Origin of the sequence: Streptosporangium sp. NPDC002721 (assembly GCF_042888905.1) — a bacterium.
In the GTDB taxonomy this organism is placed as follows: Bacteria; Actinomycetota; Actinomycetes; order Streptosporangiales; family Streptosporangiaceae; genus Streptosporangium.
Genome location: NZ_JBIAQI010000022.1, coordinates 28,302 through 45,798, shown reverse-complemented (window position 1 = coordinate 45,798; position 17,497 = coordinate 28,302). Strand labels below are relative to the sequence as shown.

Sequence of the window (17,497 nt, the reverse complement as noted above, 5' to 3'; positions counted from 1 at the left end):
AGGGACACGCCCGGTCCTTGACGGCGAGCGGGCGCGGTTCTCAACAGCGAGCGGGCGCGGCCGAGCCGCTCACACGACCGGAGAGCCGGGAGACCGGGCGGGAGAGCCGGCAGACGGAAACGGGCAAGCCGCTACGCGACCGGAGAACCAGGAGACCTGGTGGGAGAACCCGGCAGGCGGACGCGGGCGAGGACGCCGCCCCCGGCGGCGTTCTCCAGGTTCACCTCTCCCCCGGCGTCGCGCACGGCCTTGGCCACGATGGCCAGCCCCAGTCCCGAACCGGGCATGCCGCGGGCCGAGGACGAGCGCCAGAACCGGTCGAACACGTACGGCAGCTCCTCCCCCGGGATGCCGGGGCCGTGGTCCCTGACGGTCAGCTCGCCGTCACGGAGCCGCACGCTCACCGGGCCGGCCCCGTCCGCCGAGAACTTCACCGCGTTGTCCAGCAGGTTCACCACGGCCCGCTCCAGGGCGGCCTGGTCGCCCAGCACGTACCAGGGGCCCAGCTCCACCTCGATGGAGGTGTCGGGGGCGCGCGGCCGCGCCCTGCGCACGGCCGCCTCGACGACGTCGTGGAAGGCGACCTCGACGTGCGGCTCGTGCTCGTCCTCGGAACGGGAGAGCTGGAGCAGGTCCCCGACGAGCGTGGACATCTCCTCGAACTGGGCCTTGAGGTTGGCCAGCAGCCTGCGTTTGGGAGCGGCGTCGAGGGGGCGTCCGGTGTTCTCGCTGCGCAGCAGCAGGTCGACGTTGGTACGCAGGCTGGTGAGCGGGGTGCGCAGCTCGTGCCCCGCGTCGGCGATCAGCCTCCGCTGGCGCTCGCGGGACCCGGCCAGCGCGGTGGTCATCGCGTTGAAGGAGACGCCGAGCCTGGCGATCTCGTCGGTGCCCTCGACGGGGATCCTGGTGCCGAGGTCCTCGGTCCTGGCGACGTACTCGACGGCCTCGGTCAGACGGCCGACGGGGCGCAGCGCCGTACGGGAGACGAGCAGCCCGGCCGAGGCGGCGCCGAGCACGCCGAGGGCGGTGACCCCCGCGAGGATCCAGGCGAGCGTGGCGAGGGTGGCGTGGACCTCCTCCAGGGAGCGGGACTCCATGACCGCGACGCCGGGACGGACGTTCTTCGTCATCACCCGGACCTCCTCGCCGCCGTCGGTCACGCCGTTCCTGAACGCCCGCCCGCCCGGGGGGCCGTGGGTCAGCGCCAGGTCCGCCGGGGTGACCCTGACGGGCGTGGAGCCCACCACGCACCGCCCGCCGTCGGCGTAGACCAGCTGGATGGGCGGGAGGCGGGGCGGCAGCCTGCGACCGGTGATCTCTCCCGGATCCCCCGGGACTCCGGGGCAGTACGGCCCGATCCAGTCGACGCCCTGCGGCCGCCCGTCCAGCGAGCGCTCCACCTGCCGCAGCAGCTCGGCGCGTACGACGAACCAGCACAGCACCGCGCACACCGCGATCGCCAGCGTCACGGCCGCCGCCACCAGCAGGGTCAGCCGGGAGCGCAGCGAGCGGCGAGCGCTCACGCCGGGGCCCGCAGCACGTAGCCGACGCCCCGGACGGTGTGGATCAGCCGGGGGCGCCCGCCGGTCTCGGTCTTGCGCCGCAGGTACATGACGTAGACGTCGAGGGAGTTGGAGGACGGCTCGAAGTCGAAACCCCACACCTCGCCGAGGATCTGCTCGCGGGTGAGCACCTGGCGGGGGTGGACCATGAGCAGCTCCAGCAGCAGGTACTCGGTACGGGTCAGCTCCAGCGGCTCACCGCCCCGGGTGACCTCGCGACCGGCGACGTCCATCCGCAGGTCGCCGAAGGTCAGGGCCGCGTCGTCCTCGGCCGCGGGCGCGCTCAGGGCGCCGCGCCGCAGCAGCGCCCTGACCCGCGCCAGCAGCTCGTCCAGCTCGAACGGCTTGACCAGGTAGTCGTCGGCCCCCGCGTCCAGGCCCGACACCCGGTCGCCCACGGCGTCGCGAGCGGTGAGCATGAGGACCGGCAGGTGGTTGCCGGCCGCCCTGAGCCTGCGGCAGGCGGTCAGCCCGTCCAGCCGGGGCATCATGACGTCGAGCAGCACCAGCTCGTACGGCTCCCTGTCGATCGCCTCCAGCGCCGCCTGGCCGTCCGAGGCCACGCCGACACGGTAACCCTCGAACTCCAGGCTGCTCTGCAGCGCCTCCCTGAGCGCGGGCTCGTCGTCCACGACCAGCACCCGCGCCGCCTCACCCTCGGCCATGGCCTCCACGGTAGACGCCCATCATGAGAGCGGGATGAACGCCTCCGGCCTCTTGTCCCGACCGGGCGTCAGGTGAGCAGCGCCATGGCGGCGTTGTGGCCGGGGATGCCGCTCACGCCGCCGCCGCGCCGGGCGCCCGCGCCGCAGAGCAGGACGCGCTCGAACTCGGTCTCCACCCCCCACCGCCCCGGCTCCCCGTACGGCCAGGACAGGTCGCGGTGGAAGATGTGGCCGCCGGGCAGGCCCGCCTCGTTCTCCAGGTCGACCGGGGTCTTCGCCTCCAGGCAGGGAGTGCCGTCGGGGGCGCGCAGCAGGCAGTCCTCGACGGGTTCGGCGAGAACCGCGTCCATCGAGGCGAGCGTGGCGCGCAGCGCGGCCTCGCGCGCCCCCGCCGGATCCTCCCTGAACAGCCTGGCGGGCATGTGCAGGCCGAACAGCGTCATCGTGTGGGCTCCGGCCTCGCGCAGTTCCGGGCCGAGGATGGAGGGGTCGGTCAGCGAGTGACAGTAGACCTCGGCCGGGGGCAGCGAGGGGACGCGCCCGGCCGCCGCCTCCGCGTACGCGCGGGCGAGCTGGTCGCGGCCCTCGTTGATGTGGAACGTGCCGCTGAACGCCGCCGCGGGGTCCACGCCGGGGTCGCGCAGGCGCGGCAGCCGCGAGAGCACCATGTTGACCTTGAGCTGGGCCCCCTCGGGGACGGGCTCGTCGCCGCCGAGCAGCCGGGCGAGCACGGCGGGCGGCACGTTGGCGAGGATCCGCTCGCCCGTCACCGCGTGCTCCCCGTCCGCGTCGCGGAAGGCGACCTCGCCCGAGGGGTCGACCGCGAGGACCTCGGCGCCGGTGAGGATCTCCGCCCCCGCGGCGCGGGCGGCGTCGGCGAGCGCGCCGGACACCGCGCCCATGCCGCCGACGGGGACGTTCCAGTCGCCGGTCCCGTCGCCGATCACGTGGTAGAGGAGGCAGCGGTTGGCCAGCAGGCCCGGGTCCGAGGGGTCGGCGAAGGTGCCGATGAGGGCGTCGGTGAGGACCACGCCGCGCACGGTGTCGTCGGCGAACCGCTCGTCCACCACCTCGCCGACCGGCCGCTCGAACAGGTCGCGCCAGGTCTCCTCGCCGACGAGGCGCCGCATCGTCGCCCGGTCGGCGAGGGGCTCCAGCAGCGTCGGCGCGACCCGCTCGGCCACGTCGGCGGTCATCCCGTAGAAGCGCCGCCACGCCCCCAGCTCGCCGTCGCCGCCGGTCACCCGCGCGAAGGAGGCCGCGGTCCGCGCGGCGTCGCCGTTGTCGACCAGCAGCCCGGTGTCGCCCACCGGCGTGTACGAGGCGTACCTGCGGCGGCGCAGCGCGATCCTGAGCCCCAGGTCGGCGACGACCTTCGAGGGGAGCAGGCTGACCAGGTACGAGTAGCGCGAGAGCCGGGCGTCGACCCCGGGGAACGCCCGCGCCGACACGGCGAGGCCGCCGACGTGGCCGAGGCGTTCCAGGACGAGGACGCGCCGTCCGGCGCGGGCGAGGTAGGCGGCGGCGACCAGGCCGTTGTGGCCGCCTCCGACGATCACGGCTTCGTAGCGAGAGCGGAGCACGGGACTTCCCGACGGGGGTGAGGTTCGGTGAGGGGACGCGGGGCCGGGGTCGCGGCCGCTCAGAGACCCGTCTGCCAGTGCGGCTCGGGACAGAGCACGCTCGGCGTCTCGACCATCACCATGCACTCCACCATATCCCGAAATATCGCCAAATCATCAGCCCCCGCTCACCCCGCTCACCCCGTTCACCCCGCGGGCGTCCGGATCACCGCCGCTCCCGGGCGGCGGAGAGGGTGATCGTGAGCAGGGTGGCGGCGGGGCCGGTGGGGGCGCGGCCGTGGCGCCAGACCGCCCGCAGGCGTCGCGTGAGGTCGATGTCCCGGGTGGGCACCTCGACCAGGCGGCCGGTGGCCAGCTCCGCCTCCACCGCGTAGCCGCTGAGCACCGCGGGGGCGGCGCCCTCGCGGGCGGCGCCCTTGACCGCGGCGTTGGAACCGAGCTCCAGCTTCGGGGCGGCGGCGGCGTGGCCGGTGAGCGCGAGGTCCAGCGTCTCGCGGGTGCCCGACCCCCGCTCGCGGACGACCAGCGGGGTGGCGGCCAGCTCGGCGGCGAGCAGCGGGGTGCGGCGGCGCGCCCACGGGTGCCCCGGCGCGACCACCACCACGAGCCTGTCGGTGGCCACCACCCGCGACACCAGCCCGGCCGGGACCGAGGGCCCCTCCACGAACCCGAGCTCGATCTCCCCGCCGATCAGCTTCGCCACCTCGGCCGAGTTCTGCACGTCCAGGCCGACCTGGACCTGGGGCTCGCGGTCCTGGAGCTCCCCCAGCCAGCGCGGCAGCAGGTACTCGGCCACCGTCATGCTGGCGGCGATGTGCAGGTGCGCGGCCCGGCCGCGCCGTACCGCCTCCGCCCCCCGCATGAGCTCCTCCGCCGCCGCCAGCACCTGCGTGGCCCAGGCCGAGACCATCACGCCCTGCGGGGTGAGGGTGGACCCGCGCGGGGTGCGTTCCAGCAGGGGCAGCCCGAGACGGCGTTCCAGCAGCGAGATGCGCTTGCTCACCGACGGCTGCGCGATGCCCGCGGCCCGGGCCGCCTGGCCGAGGCTGCCCAGGCGTTCCACATCGACGAGCAGGCGCAGGGACTCCAGATCGGGCAGCTCGCTCATAGCGCCAGGCTATGACCTTCCAGGAAGGTGACGGGTACCGGCCTCCCCCCGCCGCGCCGAAACTCGGGGGATGCCCGTCTCCCCGCCCACCCGCCCCCCCGGCTCCGCCACACGTCCCCCCCAGGCACCCGTACGACAGGCACCGGCACCATCACCGGCACCGGCGGCGGGACCCGGAGTGCTCGGAGTGCTCGGAGTGCGCGGAGTGCGCGGAGTGCTCAAGGCGCTCGCGCCGGGGCTCGGGGTCGCGGCCCTCGCGGTGGTCCTGGCGACGGCCGCGGCCCGCGTCGTCCCCGGGGTGAGCGCCGCCGTGATCGCGGTGGTCCTCGGGGTCGCGCTCACCAACCTCGGCGGCCTGCGCCGGTCGCTGGCCCCCGGGCTCGCGTTCGCCTCCCGCCGGGTGCTGCGCCTGGCGATCGTGCTGCTCGGCCTGCAGATCGCGGTGCCGGAACTGCTGGCGCTCGGCTGGCGGGCGCTGGCGCTGGTCGCCGTGGGGACCGGCGTCACCTTCGCCGCGACGCGGTGGATCGGGGGCCTCGTCGGAGTGAGCCCGCGCAGGTCCCTGCTGATCGCGACCGGCGTGTCCGTCTGCGGGGCGGCGGCGGTGGCCGCCATGCACGAGGTCGCGGAAAGCGACGACGACGACGTGGCGGCCGCGGTCGGCGTGGTCGTCCTGTACGGCAGCGTCTCAATCGTCACGCTGCCCCTGCTCGCCGGGGCGCTGGGACTGACCCCGCGGCAGCTGGGCCTGTGGGCCGGGGCCTCGGTCCACGAGGTCGCGCAGGTGGCGGCCATCGGCGCGGCGGCCGGAGCGGGGGTGCTCATGAGCGCGGTGGCCGTCAAGCTGGCCCGGGTCGTCCTGCTGGCCCCGATCGTCGGGCTCACCTCCATCTCCCTGCGGCGCACCCCGCCCTCCCCGCGCCGTACCGGAACGGACCGCACCGAAACCAACCTCACCGATATAGACCAGACCGAGACGGACCACACCGAAGCCGAGCACACCAAGGCCGACCGTCTCGAGGCCGGGAAGGCGGCGCGGCGCCCGCCGGTGGTGCCGTTGTTCGTCGCCGGGTTCGTCGCGGCCGTGGCGGTGCGGAGCCTGGGCGTGGTGCCGGCCGGGATCACCCGGGTGGTCCCCGACCTGACGGCGGTACTGCTCGCGGCCGCGCTCTTCGCCCTGGGAACCGGTGTCGATCTTCGGAAGCTCGCGCGGGGCGGGCGATCGCTGCTCCTGGGCGGGATCGCCACGGCCATCATCGGCGGGATCTCACTGTTCGGAGTGCTGGTCATTGGCTGATCTTTGAGTGGACGTCTCCCGGCAACCGCCGTAACGTGCTCTTTTTGGGGAAGACGGTGTCGTTTACACCGTTCCAAAAGCAAGCAATGATTACGACCTCGGACAAGGAGACAGAACCAGCTCATGCGTACCACCCGACAGCCCCTCTCCGGCATGCTCCGCCCCTCCAGCGAGGTGGCCGAGGCGCTGGAGCAGGGTGCCCCGATCGTGGCGCTGGAGTCCACGATCATCTCTCACGGCCTGCCCCAGCCCCGCAACCTGGAGGTCGCGGTGGAGCTGGAGGGGATCGTCCGGGAGGCCGGGGCGGTGCCCGCGACGATCGCGGTGCTGGACGGCGTGGCGCGCATCGGTCTCGACAAGAGCGAGCTGGAGCGCGTCGCCGGCGAGCGGGGGCTTCGCAAGCTGGGCTTCCGCGACCTGCCCGCCGCCGCCGCGCTCGGCGCGAGCGGGGCGACCACGGTCTCGGCCACCTCGTTCCTCGCCGCCAGGGCGGGCATCCGGATCTTCGCGACCGGCGGTCTCGGCGGCGTGCACCGCGGGTGGACCGAGAGCCAGGACGAGTCGGCCGACCTCGACATGCTGAGCCGGACCCGCATCACCGTGGTCTGCGCGGGCGTGAAGTCGATCCTGGACGTCCCGGCCACCCTGCAGCGGCTGGAGACGCGCGGCGTCACGATCGCGGGGTTCCGCACCGACGAGTTCCCCGGCTTCTACCTGCACTCCTCGGGCGAGCCGATCGACTGGCGGATCGAGACCGCCGACGAGGCCGCGGGCATCATGCGGGCCCAGGACGCGCTCGGCGGCCCGGAGACCGCGCTGATCGTCGCCAACCCGGTGCCGCTGCCCGAGCAGCTCGACCCCGAGCTGCACGACCGGGTCCTGGCCGGGGCCCTCGCCGAGGCGGAGCGGCGGCGGATCACCGGCCAGGCCATCACCCCGTTCCTGCTGGGCTACCTGGTGCGCGGGACCGACGGCGCCTCACTGGAGGCGAACCTGGCCGCGGTGCGGGGCAACGCCCGCGTCGCCGGGCAGATCGCGGCCTCCTGGAGCCGGGGAGACTGAGGACACCGTGGCCGGAACGGGTCTGCTGGTCATCGGCGACGTGGTGACCGACGTCGTCGCACTTCACGGTGGGTCCGCCCGGAGCGGCCTGGCCGTCGGGACGGACACCGTCGCCGACATCGTGCTGCGGCCCGGCGGTTCGGGGGCCAACACGGCCTCCTGGGCCGCCCGGCTGGGCGCCGACGCGCGGATCCTGACCCGCGCCGGCTTCGACACCGCCGACTGGCACGCCGCCGAGCTGCGGCGGTTCGGGGTACGGCCGCACCTGCGGGTCGACCCCGACCGGCCCACCGCGGTGGTGATCGCGATGGTCGACGTGACCGGGGAGCGTTCCATGCTCACCAACCGGGGCGCGGGCGGGCACATCGGCACGGGCGACTGGGACGAGAGCCTGCTCGACGGGGTGGGTCATCTCCATCTGTCCGGATACACCTTGTTCGCCGAGCCGGGGCTCCAGCTTTCCCGGCTGGCCATGGCCGAGGCGTCCCGGCGCGGCGTCTCGATCAGCGTGGACCCCGCCTCGACCGGTTTCCTGCGCTCGTTCGGCGTCGAGCGGTTCGTCCAGGAGACCCTGACCGCCCAGCTCATCATCCCCAACCTGGACGAGGCGCTGCTGCTCACCGGCGAGACCGGCGCCGAGAGGGCGGCCGAGAGCCTGAGCCTCCGCTACGGCGCCGCGGCGGTGAAGCTCGGATCCCGTGGCGCGCTGATGGCCAGGGAAGGAAAGTTGGCCGCCCGGGTTCCCGCGCTCACCACCGAGGTGATTGACTCCATTGGAGCGGGGGACGCGTTCGCCGCCGGGCTGCTAACGGCCCTGCTGAGCGGGGCCGCCGACGAGGCCGCGCTGGACGCCGGACGCCGCGCCGGAGCGGAGGCCGTGACGGTCCTGGGTGGACGTCCACGTGTCCTTCCGTCTGATTTGGGTACCAAGGAGCTTTACCCTCTTAACACCAATTGATAGCTTGCGGCGTAAGCTGCACCATTAGCCACACGCGTCACTTTGGGGAGGTTACGGTCCGCCGATGGATGCCGAGTCATCGATCTGCCTGAGTGATCTGGTCCCGGCCCTGCGCTGGAGCCGTCCCCAGCAGGTCGCCGAAGCCCTGGCCGACCCCCGGCTGCCCGCCGGCTGGTGGTCGTCGGTCACCCTGCCCAAGGCCCTCGGCGCCGCGGGGCTCGACTGGGTCTGCGACAGGCTGGCCCGGCTCTCGCTGGCACGCTGGGACCATCTGCCGTTGAGCGACGTGCTGCCCGCGCTGCACGTCCACACGGTCGACCCCACCCTGCCCGGCTGGCCGGAGCCCGCGCGCTCGGCCATCGCCGGTCTCGGCGGCTGGAACCGCCTGCGCCGCCTGACCGCGGGAGACCTGGGCGGGTCCGCCACCGGGCCCGCCGCGTCCTCCCCCGAGCTCGTGGTCACCGCCGTGTTCCGCGAGGTGCTCGGCCACATCCCGGGCATCGCCGAGCACGCCGCGCCGGCCGCCGCCCACGCGCAGGTCCCGCTCCAGGAGCGGGTCCAGGACCCGGCGCAGGCACCCGTGGCCGTGCCGCAGGTCCCCGCCCAGCCGTCGGCGCCGCAGGAGCAGCGGCAGGCGCCGGTCCCCGAACCGGCCGCCCCGGAGCCGGTCGCCCCCAGCCCCCAGACCGTTCTCAGCGACTACCCGCTGGTCCGCCTGGTCGACAACATGTTCCGCGACTGGAGCCCGCTGGAGCGCGCGGTCGCCGTCGAACGGCTCTTCGCGGTCGACCCGATCAGCCTGCGCGCGCTCGCGCACAAGCTGAACGCCGACCGCGACTCGCTCTCGGCGGCCCAGCGCGCCGCCGAGGAGCGCATCCTGCTGTGGCTGCGCTCCTCGGAGTCCGCTCCGCTCACCGGGCACATGTTCGGGCTGACCGAGTGGCTGGGCTCCGCCGCCACCAAGGAACAGCTCATCGGCGCCGACCCCGCGCACCCGATCGAGGTCCCCACCCTGCGGACCCCGCTGTGGAGGGTGCTGGTCACGCTCATGCCCGACCGGCGGCTGCAGGACGACTGGCTCGTCGTCGGCGACCTGGGCGGCCTGCGCGAACGGACCCGCCAGCTCCTGGCGGGCAAGACGATCGACAGCGACGCGCTCAGGCTCATGGAGCACCAGCTCGGCATCCGGGCCCACTCGGTCCAGGCCTGGCTGGACGCCCTCGCCGCGAGCGCCACGCAGGAGGCGGCCCCGCAGGAGAACACCGCCGAGGTCAGGCAGCTGCCGCGCCGCACCCCGGGGGCCAACGGCCACCACCACCGCGGCGGGCAGCCGATCCCACAGGTGAACACCGGCGCCATCGACCCCCGCGCCGCCCTGGCCACGCTGTCGGCCCTCGCGAGCGGGAACTCCAGGCCACACCTGATCACCAGCCAGCGGGTCCCGATGCACCCGCCCGCGAGCCCGTCGTCCGACCCGACCCGCTGGCAGCGCATCGAGGTGACCAGCGACCACCTGCGGGGCGGCCCGGTCGCCGTGCCCGAGGGGTACGCCACCCAGCTGGGCATGCGCCCCGGCACGCTGCTGTCGGTCACCGGCCCCGGTGACAACGCGGTGGTCCTGGTCTGGCGCGACCACCCGGTCTTCGACTCCCTGCAGCCCGTCCTGATGCGCCTGAACGCCCGTCCGGGCGACCAGGTCTACGTCACCGTGGACGGCTACCGCCTGGACGCCCAGCTGCCGGCCTGACGACCTTCCGCCCACCCTTCCCCGGAGTCGCACCCCCGGGGGAGGGCAGGCACGAGCACAGCAATCCGGCGAACACCGGCGGAGCGGGCGACCTTGATTCATTTATGTGAATCAGCGCTATGCTTGGGCCTCCCGAGGCCGGAATTAACAATGGGACCCGAGCTCCAGGGGTCCCATTGGTCGTTTTCATGTCAACAAAATCCCATTTCTGCTCTTCCGTCGGCGATTTTGACGGCCCACCTCGCAAATCAGTTGTCAGCTGTTGTCCAATGGCTGACACGAGAACAGGAATGCGCGAACTGTGGGGGACGGACCGGCCCAGGCGACCCGGACACGCGACAGCAAGGACCTCAGGTTGGCGTGGGCCGGATCCGCGCTTTCCATGACCGCGTTCCGGACCCTCGGCGTCTCCTACCCGCTCATCGCCCTGGCGCTCACCGGTTCCCCGATGGCCGCCGGATGGGTGGGGTTCGCCTCGACCGTTCCCGGTCTCCTGCTGTACATCCCGGCCGGCGCCCTGATCGATCGCTTCAACCCGCGCCAGGTCATGCTGTGGACGGAGGCCGCCAGGGGGATCGCCGCGGCCGGCGTGTTCGTGGCCCTGCTCTGCGGGACGGCCTCGCTGACCCAGCTGATGGTGGCGGCCGTCGCCGAGGGCGCGCTGTGGGTTCTGCACTCGCTGGCGGAGAACGCGCTGATCCCCTCGCTGGCCGGCCGCGACGGGCTCCGCCGCGCGCTCGCGCGAAGCGAGATGAGTTTCCACACCGCCGTCCTGGCGGGAAGGCCCCTCGGCGGGTTCCTGCTGGGAATCGGACAGGCGATACCGTCCGCCGTCAACACCGTGCTCTTCTTCGTCTCGTTCGGCTTTCTGCTGCGAATGGACGCGAACGGTGTCCGGCGAGAGGCGCGCCCGCTGGTCAAAGTCGGCGAAGGGCTGCGCGAGGTGGCCCAGCGGCCTTTCCTTCGCACCGCGATGGCGCTGACCGCCCTCAGCAATCTGATGATCAACGCGTTGACCATGGTCTTCCTCGCGAGCTCGGCGGAGCTGCCGCCGCTGGTCGTCGGGGTCGTGCTCGCGGGAGGCGGGCTGGGAGGGGTCCTGGGGTCCCTCCTCGTCCTGCGCGTCACACCGCCGCCCTTCATGCTGTTCGCGCAGGTGTGGATCTGGGCGTTCGCGCTCTTCATCGCCGCCTTCGGCGGGCATCCGGCCTCCTTCGCCCTGGCGACGCTGCTGACCGGGTGCAGCGGGGCCCTCAGCAACATCAGCATCAGGACCTTCGAGGCCCACGAGATCGGCTCGGACAAGATCGCGAGAGTGGCGAGCGTGTCCCGGCTCACCAGCCGCCTGGCGATATCGGTGGCGGCACCGCTCGGCGCCCTTCTCGTCGCCTGCTTCGGCGGCGACGGGGCGACCGTGGTCCTCTTCGTCACGATGGTCGTCATCGCGCTGGTCGTCACGGCCGTTCCCGCCCTGCGCGGCGGCCTGATACCGGGCGGGGAGAGACAGGCGCACCCCTGAGAGGCCCGGTCAGGCGAGCCGGACCAGGCGCTCCGCCTCCACCGCCAGGTGGGCCGGGAGCGCGGGTGTCCTCGCCGCTCGCGCCCGTCCGGCCAGCGCGGCCGCCGCCGCCACGTCACCGGCCAGTTCCTCGATCCTGGCGGCGTACAGCAGGACCGGGCCGTGGTCTCCCGCCTCGGCCGGCACCGCCCCGATCTCACGCCTCGCCTCGGCGAGCCGGCCCAGCGTGGCCAGCGCGAGCGCGTGGGCGGCCCGGGTGGACGGCCACTGCAGCGGCCGGACCCGGTCGAGATCCCTCAGCGCCGCCTCCGCCCGGCCGAGCCCGGCGAGGATCTCACCCCGGGCGCGCAACGCCTCGGTGAGGTTTCCCTCCCTGCCCAGGACGTCGTTGAGGACGTCGCGCGCCGCGTCGGGGTGGCCGTCGTACCAGAGCGCCCAGGCCAGCTCGGTCTGGATGTGCATGTCGTTGGGCACGCGGCGTATCGCCGAGTACAGCTCCCGCACCGCGGCCGAGGAGCGTGCCTGCGCCAGCCGCAGCCTGCCGATCCCGGCGAGGAGCCCGCCGACCGCGGAGGTCGCCCCCAGCGTCTCGAAGAGGACCGCGGCGGTGCGGTAGTGGGAGACGGCCTTCTCGAAGTCCTCCCGCCGGTGCGCGACGTTGCCGAGGAAGGACTCGATCTCCGCCCGCATCCTGGTGTTGTCACCGCAGCGCTCCAGAGCCTCCTCGGCCTGCTTGGCGGCGAGCGCGAACTCCCCGTCGCGGAAGGAGAGCTCGGCGGCCCGCAGGTAGTCGTCGGGGAAGGAGCGGCTCTCGGCCGGCACGACGAGGTGGTCGTTCTGGAGGATCGGCTGGATCAGGCGCTCGTGCGACAGCTCGCACCACCGCGTGCCCGCCTTGATGTCCTCGCGCAGGATGTGGCGGTCGACCAGTGCCCTGACCACCGCGTTGGGCATGCCGGCGGTGACGGTCTCCCCCTGGTAGACGACCTCGCGGGTGCCGAGCTCGGTGATGAAGCAGCGGCGCAGCCAGCTCCTGAGCTCGGCGACGTCCTCCCCGAAGTGGTCACGGGCCACCTCGGCGATCATCCGTTCGGAGAAGTTGGTGAGCGACCGATCGGCGTTGGCGAACCTGCGGACGTGATCGGAGGAGATGACCCGCACGTCGCCGGGCAGGGAACGCCACATGGCCGAGCACACGACCTGCAGCTGGACGGGCTCGACCACCTTGGCGTCGGCGACGACCTCCTCGCCGAGCGCCCTGCCGACCCTGATCATGCGCAGGTCGTCGACCAGGCCCCGCGCCGCGCCGGGGGCGAACGAGCGGCCGGTCCCCTCCAGCGGGCCCTCGGTCGCCCGGACCGCGGCGGCCGTGTCGAGGGCGGTCAGCGAGAAGCGGCTCCTGGCCATGCCCGCCAGCTTCGGCTCGTGGGGAAGGATCGCGGCGAGGTAGTCCTCCCGGATCGAGACGAGGAGGCGCAGGTTCGGATCCTCGTCCAGCGCCTCGACGAGCTGGCCGATGAACCACTCGCGGTACGGCTGGCGGTGGGCGAAGTCGCCGAAGAGCTCCTCCGCCTGGTCGATCGCCGCCAGGGTGAGCACCGGGTCGCCGTACGGGTCCTGGCGCGGCGGGCGCCGGCCCAGGAACTCGCGGATCGTCAGCCCGGCCAGCCTGGTGGGCGTCTCCAGCGGGGCCCACGACGACAGCAGCGCGAACACGTGCGGGTTGTGCCGCGAGAGTGCGGCGGAGGGGAAGGGCGAGCCGTGCGACACCCGGCCGATCGGCAGGACGTCGGTCTTCCCCGCGTCCAGCAGCGGGAGCACCCCGGCCTGGATGAGCGAGGTCTTGCCCACGCCGGACGGCCCGTACAGCACGGTCAGGCGCCCGGCCTGCCACAGGTCGGAGACCTCGCAGGCCTCCCTGTCGCGGCCGAAGAACTTGGAGTCGTCCTCGCGGCGGAAGGCCCGCAGGCCGACGTACGGCTGGTCGGCCGCGTCGGACCGCTCGTGGTCGGGGGTCACGGCACCGGTCCCATCCGCCGGCGCAGCTCACGGCAGAACTCCTCCGCCGTCCCCCAGAAGATGGAGATCCGCCAGTCTTCGTAGTATCTGGCCAGCTGGCGCTGGACTTCCAGCACGTCCGCCCTCGTGCTGGCGAGCGAGGGGGCGAGCTGGACGCTCACGTGCCTGCGGCGGTTGATCCCGGGAACGGCCTTCAGCAGCCCGTGGAAGAGCACGCGGAACGTCCAGTCCTGCAGGCTGTAGCCGATGAACAGCAGGGGTCTCCTGGTCAGCGCCGCGAGGATGGAGGTGGGCAGCATCCGCTGGCCGCCCGCGACGCCGTCCACCGCGAGGTTGGTGAGGAACTCCAGGTAGTCGTCCTCGGCCAGCACGATGGACGCCGGATCCTGCAGGTTGCCGTGCAGGTGGTAGATGAGCGGGGCGTCAGGTCTGGGGTTCCAGCCCGCCTCGCTGCTGAACAGATCCTCCGCGTAGGCCAGCCCCTTGTTCCACGGGCAGATGGCCACGTTCGGCCTTTTCCCCACCGCTTCGAGCGAGCGCAGGATGAAGTCGTCGTAGTTCGTCGTCAGGTACACCGGAAGCGGGAAGCTCGCGAGCAGGCCGTGCGGTTCGAGGGGGTCCAGGAAGTCGGGCGCGATCCCGGCGTCGAGCTCGTCGCAGATCCGCCTCTTCACATATACGGAATCCCCGTATCTCATCACCGCGAACTGCGTCACCCGTGGGAGATCGTGGTCGTCGTCGAAGGGATAGTCCCATCGGCGTGCCATGTCGCGGCTCAGCGCCGTCCCCGTCGGAAGAGTGCTCGCGCACGCCCCGGACCCCAGGAAAGGTGTGCAGTCCCCGCTGTTCAACTGGTCGAGCAGGCGTTCCCACTCGGCCTCCCCCATATTGTGCACGCAGGGCACCACCTCACCGGCCGAAGGCCCGTCCGGAAAGCGGACCCGATGCCGAACGACTCTATTGCCACAGTCAACCCCGGGCGGGCCGTGCCTGCGCGCCTGACTTACCGATCGCCGGGAAACGGGCGGATGTCTCACGTTTATCTTTCTGTCGCGGTCTGCCCGGAACCACAAGGCGATCTCTTATATCGAGCTGTCGAAACCCGCGCTCGGCTCCAGGTCCGCGCCGTGCTCGAAAAACTCCTCCAGCACCCTTCTGAGGGAGGCGCTGCCGACCTTCTCCAGATCCCTGAACGAAAGATCGGTGATGTCGATGGAGACCGTCGACGCCGCACCGTCAAAATGCATTTGCGCTCCCTACTCGGCGACCCTGCCGTCGGCCTGTTTTCGGTCATCCCAAACACGATGCGACGACGTTCCGCCGTACCCGTGGAATTCGAGATGCGCCCGTCATTTATTTGATTCTGTTATGCCCGGCTTCTCGAATCAAGCTCTAGGATGGCGGCAGAATCCTTCGGATCGGACAGGGTGGAGGCCATAGGTGGTAGAGCTTTCACACGCGGCGAACACCGTTCCCGAACGGCAGCCCGAGATCTGGGAGAAGGTTCCACCCCGCAACAGGAACTTCACGGGGCGAGACGATCTTCTTCTCAAGCTCCGCCAGGGCATCAGCACCGTCACCGCCGTGGTCCCCCAGCCCCAGGCCCTGCAGGGCTGGGGCGGCGTCGGCAAGACCCACCTGGCCATCGAGTACGCCCACCGCTACCGCTCGCACTACGACCTCGTCTGGTGGATCCCCGCCGACCAGCGCGTGCTGGTGCCCTCCGCCCTGGCGGCGATGGCGCCCCACCTGGGCCTGCCACCGGTGTCGGCCACCGGCGTCGAGGAGGCCGCGGAGGCCGTGCGCAGGACGCTGCAGAGCGGCGACCCCTACCGCCGCTGGCTGCTGATCTTCGACAACGCCGAGGAGCCGGGACAGGTCGAGGAGTTCATCCCGCGCGGGCCCGGCCACGTCCTGATCACCTCGCGCAACCCCAAGTGGGAGGATCACTTCGAGACCCTCCAGGTCGACGTCTTCACCCGCGAGGAGAGCGTGGCGTTCCTGAAGAAGCGCCTGCGCAGAGAGGTCCCCGACGCCGACGCCTCGCGGCTCGCCGAGCAGCTCGGCGACCTTCCGCTCGCCCTGGAGCAGGCCGGCGCGCTGCAGTACGAGACCGGCATGTCGGTCGACGAATACCTGGAGCAGCTCGACGAGCAGGCGAGCCGGCTGCTGGGCGCGAACCGGGCGCCGGGATACCCGCTGTCGATGACCGCGGCCTGGAAGGTGTCGGTGTCCCTCCTGGAGGACCGTCTCCCCGAGGCGATCACGGTCCTGCGGTGCTGCGCCTTCTTCGGCCCCGAGCCGATCCCGCGCGACGTGTTCCGCAAGGGCAACAAGGCCGTCGTCCCCCGGCTGAGCGCGATCCTGTCCGACCCCATCCTCCTCGCCACGGCGCTGAGCGAGCTCAGGCGGTTCGCCCTGGCCCGGATCGAGCCGGCGACCCGCACCATCCAGGTCCACCGCCTCGTCCAGGCCCTCCTGCGCGACGACCTGCGTGAGGAGGACCAGCGGGAGATCCGGCACGAGGTCCACGTGCTGCTCGCCGGCAGCGCCCCGAACGATCCCGACGACACCGACAGGTGGCGCGGTTTCGAGGAGCTGGTCGCCCACGTCGCCCCCTCCGGCCTGGAGGAGTGCACGGACCGGCGGGCCAGGTCGTTCGCCATGAGAATGGTCCGATACCTGTACCGGTCGGGCAACTACCAGTCGGCCCACTCGTTCGTCACCAGCTTCATCGAGAGATGGACCGAGGTCAGCGGGCCGGACCATCCGGACGTGCTCGTCGCGCACAGGCACCTCGGCAACATCCTGCGAGGTCTCGGGCAGTACGCCACGGCGTACGAGGTCGACCACAAGACCCTCGACAAGATGAAGGAGATCCTGGGCCCCGAGCACGCGGAGACCCTCTCCACGATCAACGGCTACGCCGCCTCGCTGCGCGCCCGGGGCGACTTCCTCGCCGCTCGCACGCTGGACCAGGAGTCGCGGGTCACCTACATGAACGGCCCGGAACCGACCTCCGCCTCCGCCCTGCGCGTGGTGTACAACCTGGCCCTCGACTACGCGCTGACCAGTGACTACACGGAGGCGCGCAGGCTGCACCAGGAGACCTACCTCGCGCAGAGCGACGCGACCGACGGGATCAGCAAGGGCACCCTGCTGCTGTCGTGGAACAGCCTGGCCAGGGCGGTGCGGCTCTGCGGCGACTACACCGAGGCCTGTGACCTGGGCGAGGAGGCCTACGCCTACGGCGTCCAGGAGCTGACCCTCGACCACCACTACACCCTGCTCGCCGCCAAGGACCTCTCCATCGCGAAGCGGCGGGCGGGAGAGATCTCCGAGGCCCTGGAGCTCGCGCACGACACGCACACCCGCTTCCAGCGGTTGTTCGGAGACGGGCACCCCGACACCATGGCGGCCGCGATCAACCTCTCCAACGCCCTGCGGGCGGCCGGGAACATCGACGAGGCGTTCGCGATCGCGGAGAAGGCCGTCGCCCGATACCCGGCGGTGTACGGCCCCGACCACCCCTACACCAACGCCTGCATCGGCAACCTGGCGATCCTCCACCGACTGCGAGGGGACGCCGCGGTGGCCCGCGCCCTGAACGAGAAGGCCAGGGCGGGCCTGATCACGAAGGTCAGCCGCAACCACCACTACTCCCTGAGCTGCGCCATCAGCCTCCAGAGCGACCTCGCGGCCCTGGGAGAGAGCGACGAGGCCCGCGAGATCGGCGAGGACACCCTGGGAAGGCTGCGCGACCTCCTCGGCGAGAACCACTTCCTGAGCCTGGCCTGCGCCGGCAACCTCGTCCTCGACCTGCGGGCGACGGGCGCGGAGAAGGAGGCCGAGACCCTGTACGCCGACACGATGCGAAAGTACGAACGGCCGCTGGAGATCGGTCACCCCGACGCCCTGTTCGCGAGCCAGGGCCGTCGCATCGACTGCGACTTCGACCCCCCGCCGATCTGACCACT

13 protein-coding genes are annotated in these 17,497 nt (G+C 72.3%); 6 read left to right on the top strand and 7 right to left on the bottom strand.

Annotation, left to right across the window (positions count from 1 at the left end):
- Nucleotides 1-131: 131 nt before the first annotated feature.
- The 4 genes from ACFYWM_RS29520 to ACFYWM_RS29505 all read right to left on the bottom strand — a co-directional run bounded on the left by ACFYWM_RS29520 (nt 132) and on the right by ACFYWM_RS29505 (nt 4,918).
- Complete coding sequence (locus ACFYWM_RS29520) at nt 132-1,523, bottom strand: sensor histidine kinase (protein WP_389919996.1); 1,392 nt, start codon at nt 1,521-1,523, stop codon at nt 132-134.
- Nucleotides 1,520-2,227, bottom strand: coding sequence for a response regulator transcription factor (locus ACFYWM_RS29515; RefSeq protein ID WP_389919993.1), 708 nt, complete (start codon nt 2,225-2,227; stop codon nt 1,520-1,522). The genes ACFYWM_RS29520 and ACFYWM_RS29515 overlap by 4 nt, the downstream gene beginning before the upstream one ends.
- 68 nt (nt 2,228-2,295) lie before the next feature.
- On the bottom strand, nt 2,296-3,810 hold the full coding sequence (locus ACFYWM_RS29510; RefSeq protein ID WP_389919990.1) for a phytoene desaturase family protein: 1,515 nt from the start codon (nt 3,808-3,810) through the stop codon (nt 2,296-2,298).
- A 205-nt stretch (nt 3,811-4,015) separates the two neighbouring features.
- On the bottom strand, nt 4,016-4,918 hold the full coding sequence (locus ACFYWM_RS29505) for a LysR family transcriptional regulator (RefSeq protein WP_389919988.1): 903 nt from the start codon (nt 4,916-4,918) through the stop codon (nt 4,016-4,018).
- 196 nt (nt 4,919-5,114) lie between these two features.
- Here ACFYWM_RS29505 and ACFYWM_RS29500 point away from each other — a divergent pair, with 196 nt between their 5' ends.
- The 5 genes from ACFYWM_RS29500 (at nt 5,115) to ACFYWM_RS29480 (ending at nt 11,501) form a co-directional block, all read left to right on the top strand.
- A complete protein-coding gene (locus tag ACFYWM_RS29500) occupies nt 5,115-6,215 on the top strand; it encodes a YeiH family protein (protein WP_389919986.1) in 1,101 nt (366 codons plus the stop codon).
- 123 nt (nt 6,216-6,338) lie between these two features.
- Nucleotides 6,339-7,277: a pseudouridine-5'-phosphate glycosidase gene (locus ACFYWM_RS29495; protein WP_389919984.1), complete on the top strand. Its 939-nt coding sequence runs from the start codon at nt 6,339-6,341 to the stop codon at nt 7,275-7,277.
- Nucleotides 7,278-7,284: 7 nt separating this feature from the next.
- Nucleotides 7,285-8,235, top strand: coding sequence for a carbohydrate kinase family protein (locus ACFYWM_RS29490; protein WP_389919982.1), 951 nt, complete (start codon nt 7,285-7,287; stop codon nt 8,233-8,235).
- Between the two features lie 64 nt (nt 8,236-8,299).
- Nucleotides 8,300-9,982: a hypothetical protein gene (locus ACFYWM_RS29485; RefSeq protein ID WP_389919980.1), complete on the top strand. Its 1,683-nt coding sequence runs from the start codon at nt 8,300-8,302 to the stop codon at nt 9,980-9,982.
- Between the two features lie 301 nt (nt 9,983-10,283).
- The gene (locus ACFYWM_RS29480; RefSeq protein WP_389919977.1) at nt 10,284-11,501 is read left to right on the top strand and encodes an MFS transporter; all 1,218 of its coding nucleotides are present in this window, start codon (nt 10,284-10,286) and stop codon (nt 11,499-11,501) included.
- 9 nt (nt 11,502-11,510) lie between these two features.
- Here the strand turns inward: ACFYWM_RS29480 and ACFYWM_RS29475 are convergent, their stop codons facing one another.
- The 3 genes from ACFYWM_RS29475 to ACFYWM_RS29465 form a co-directional block, all read right to left on the bottom strand.
- Complete coding sequence (locus tag ACFYWM_RS29475) at nt 11,511-13,520, bottom strand: hypothetical protein (RefSeq protein WP_389919974.1); 2,010 nt, start codon at nt 13,518-13,520, stop codon at nt 11,511-11,513.
- Entirely contained in the window at nt 13,517-14,407 is an 891-nt protein-coding gene (locus ACFYWM_RS29470) for an SIR2 family protein (RefSeq protein WP_389920305.1), read from the bottom strand. The genes ACFYWM_RS29475 and ACFYWM_RS29470 overlap by 4 nt, the downstream gene beginning before the upstream one ends.
- A 195-nt stretch (nt 14,408-14,602) precedes the next feature.
- A complete protein-coding gene (locus tag ACFYWM_RS29465) occupies nt 14,603-14,767 on the bottom strand; it encodes a hypothetical protein (protein WP_389919971.1) in 165 nt (54 codons plus the stop codon).
- Between the two features lie 193 nt (nt 14,768-14,960).
- Between ACFYWM_RS29465 and fxsT the strand changes: the two genes are divergently transcribed.
- Complete coding sequence (fxsT, locus tag ACFYWM_RS29460; RefSeq protein ID WP_389919969.1) at nt 14,961-17,492, top strand: FxSxx-COOH system tetratricopeptide repeat protein; 2,532 nt, start codon at nt 14,961-14,963, stop codon at nt 17,490-17,492.
- Nucleotides 17,493-17,497: the final 5 nt, after the last annotated feature.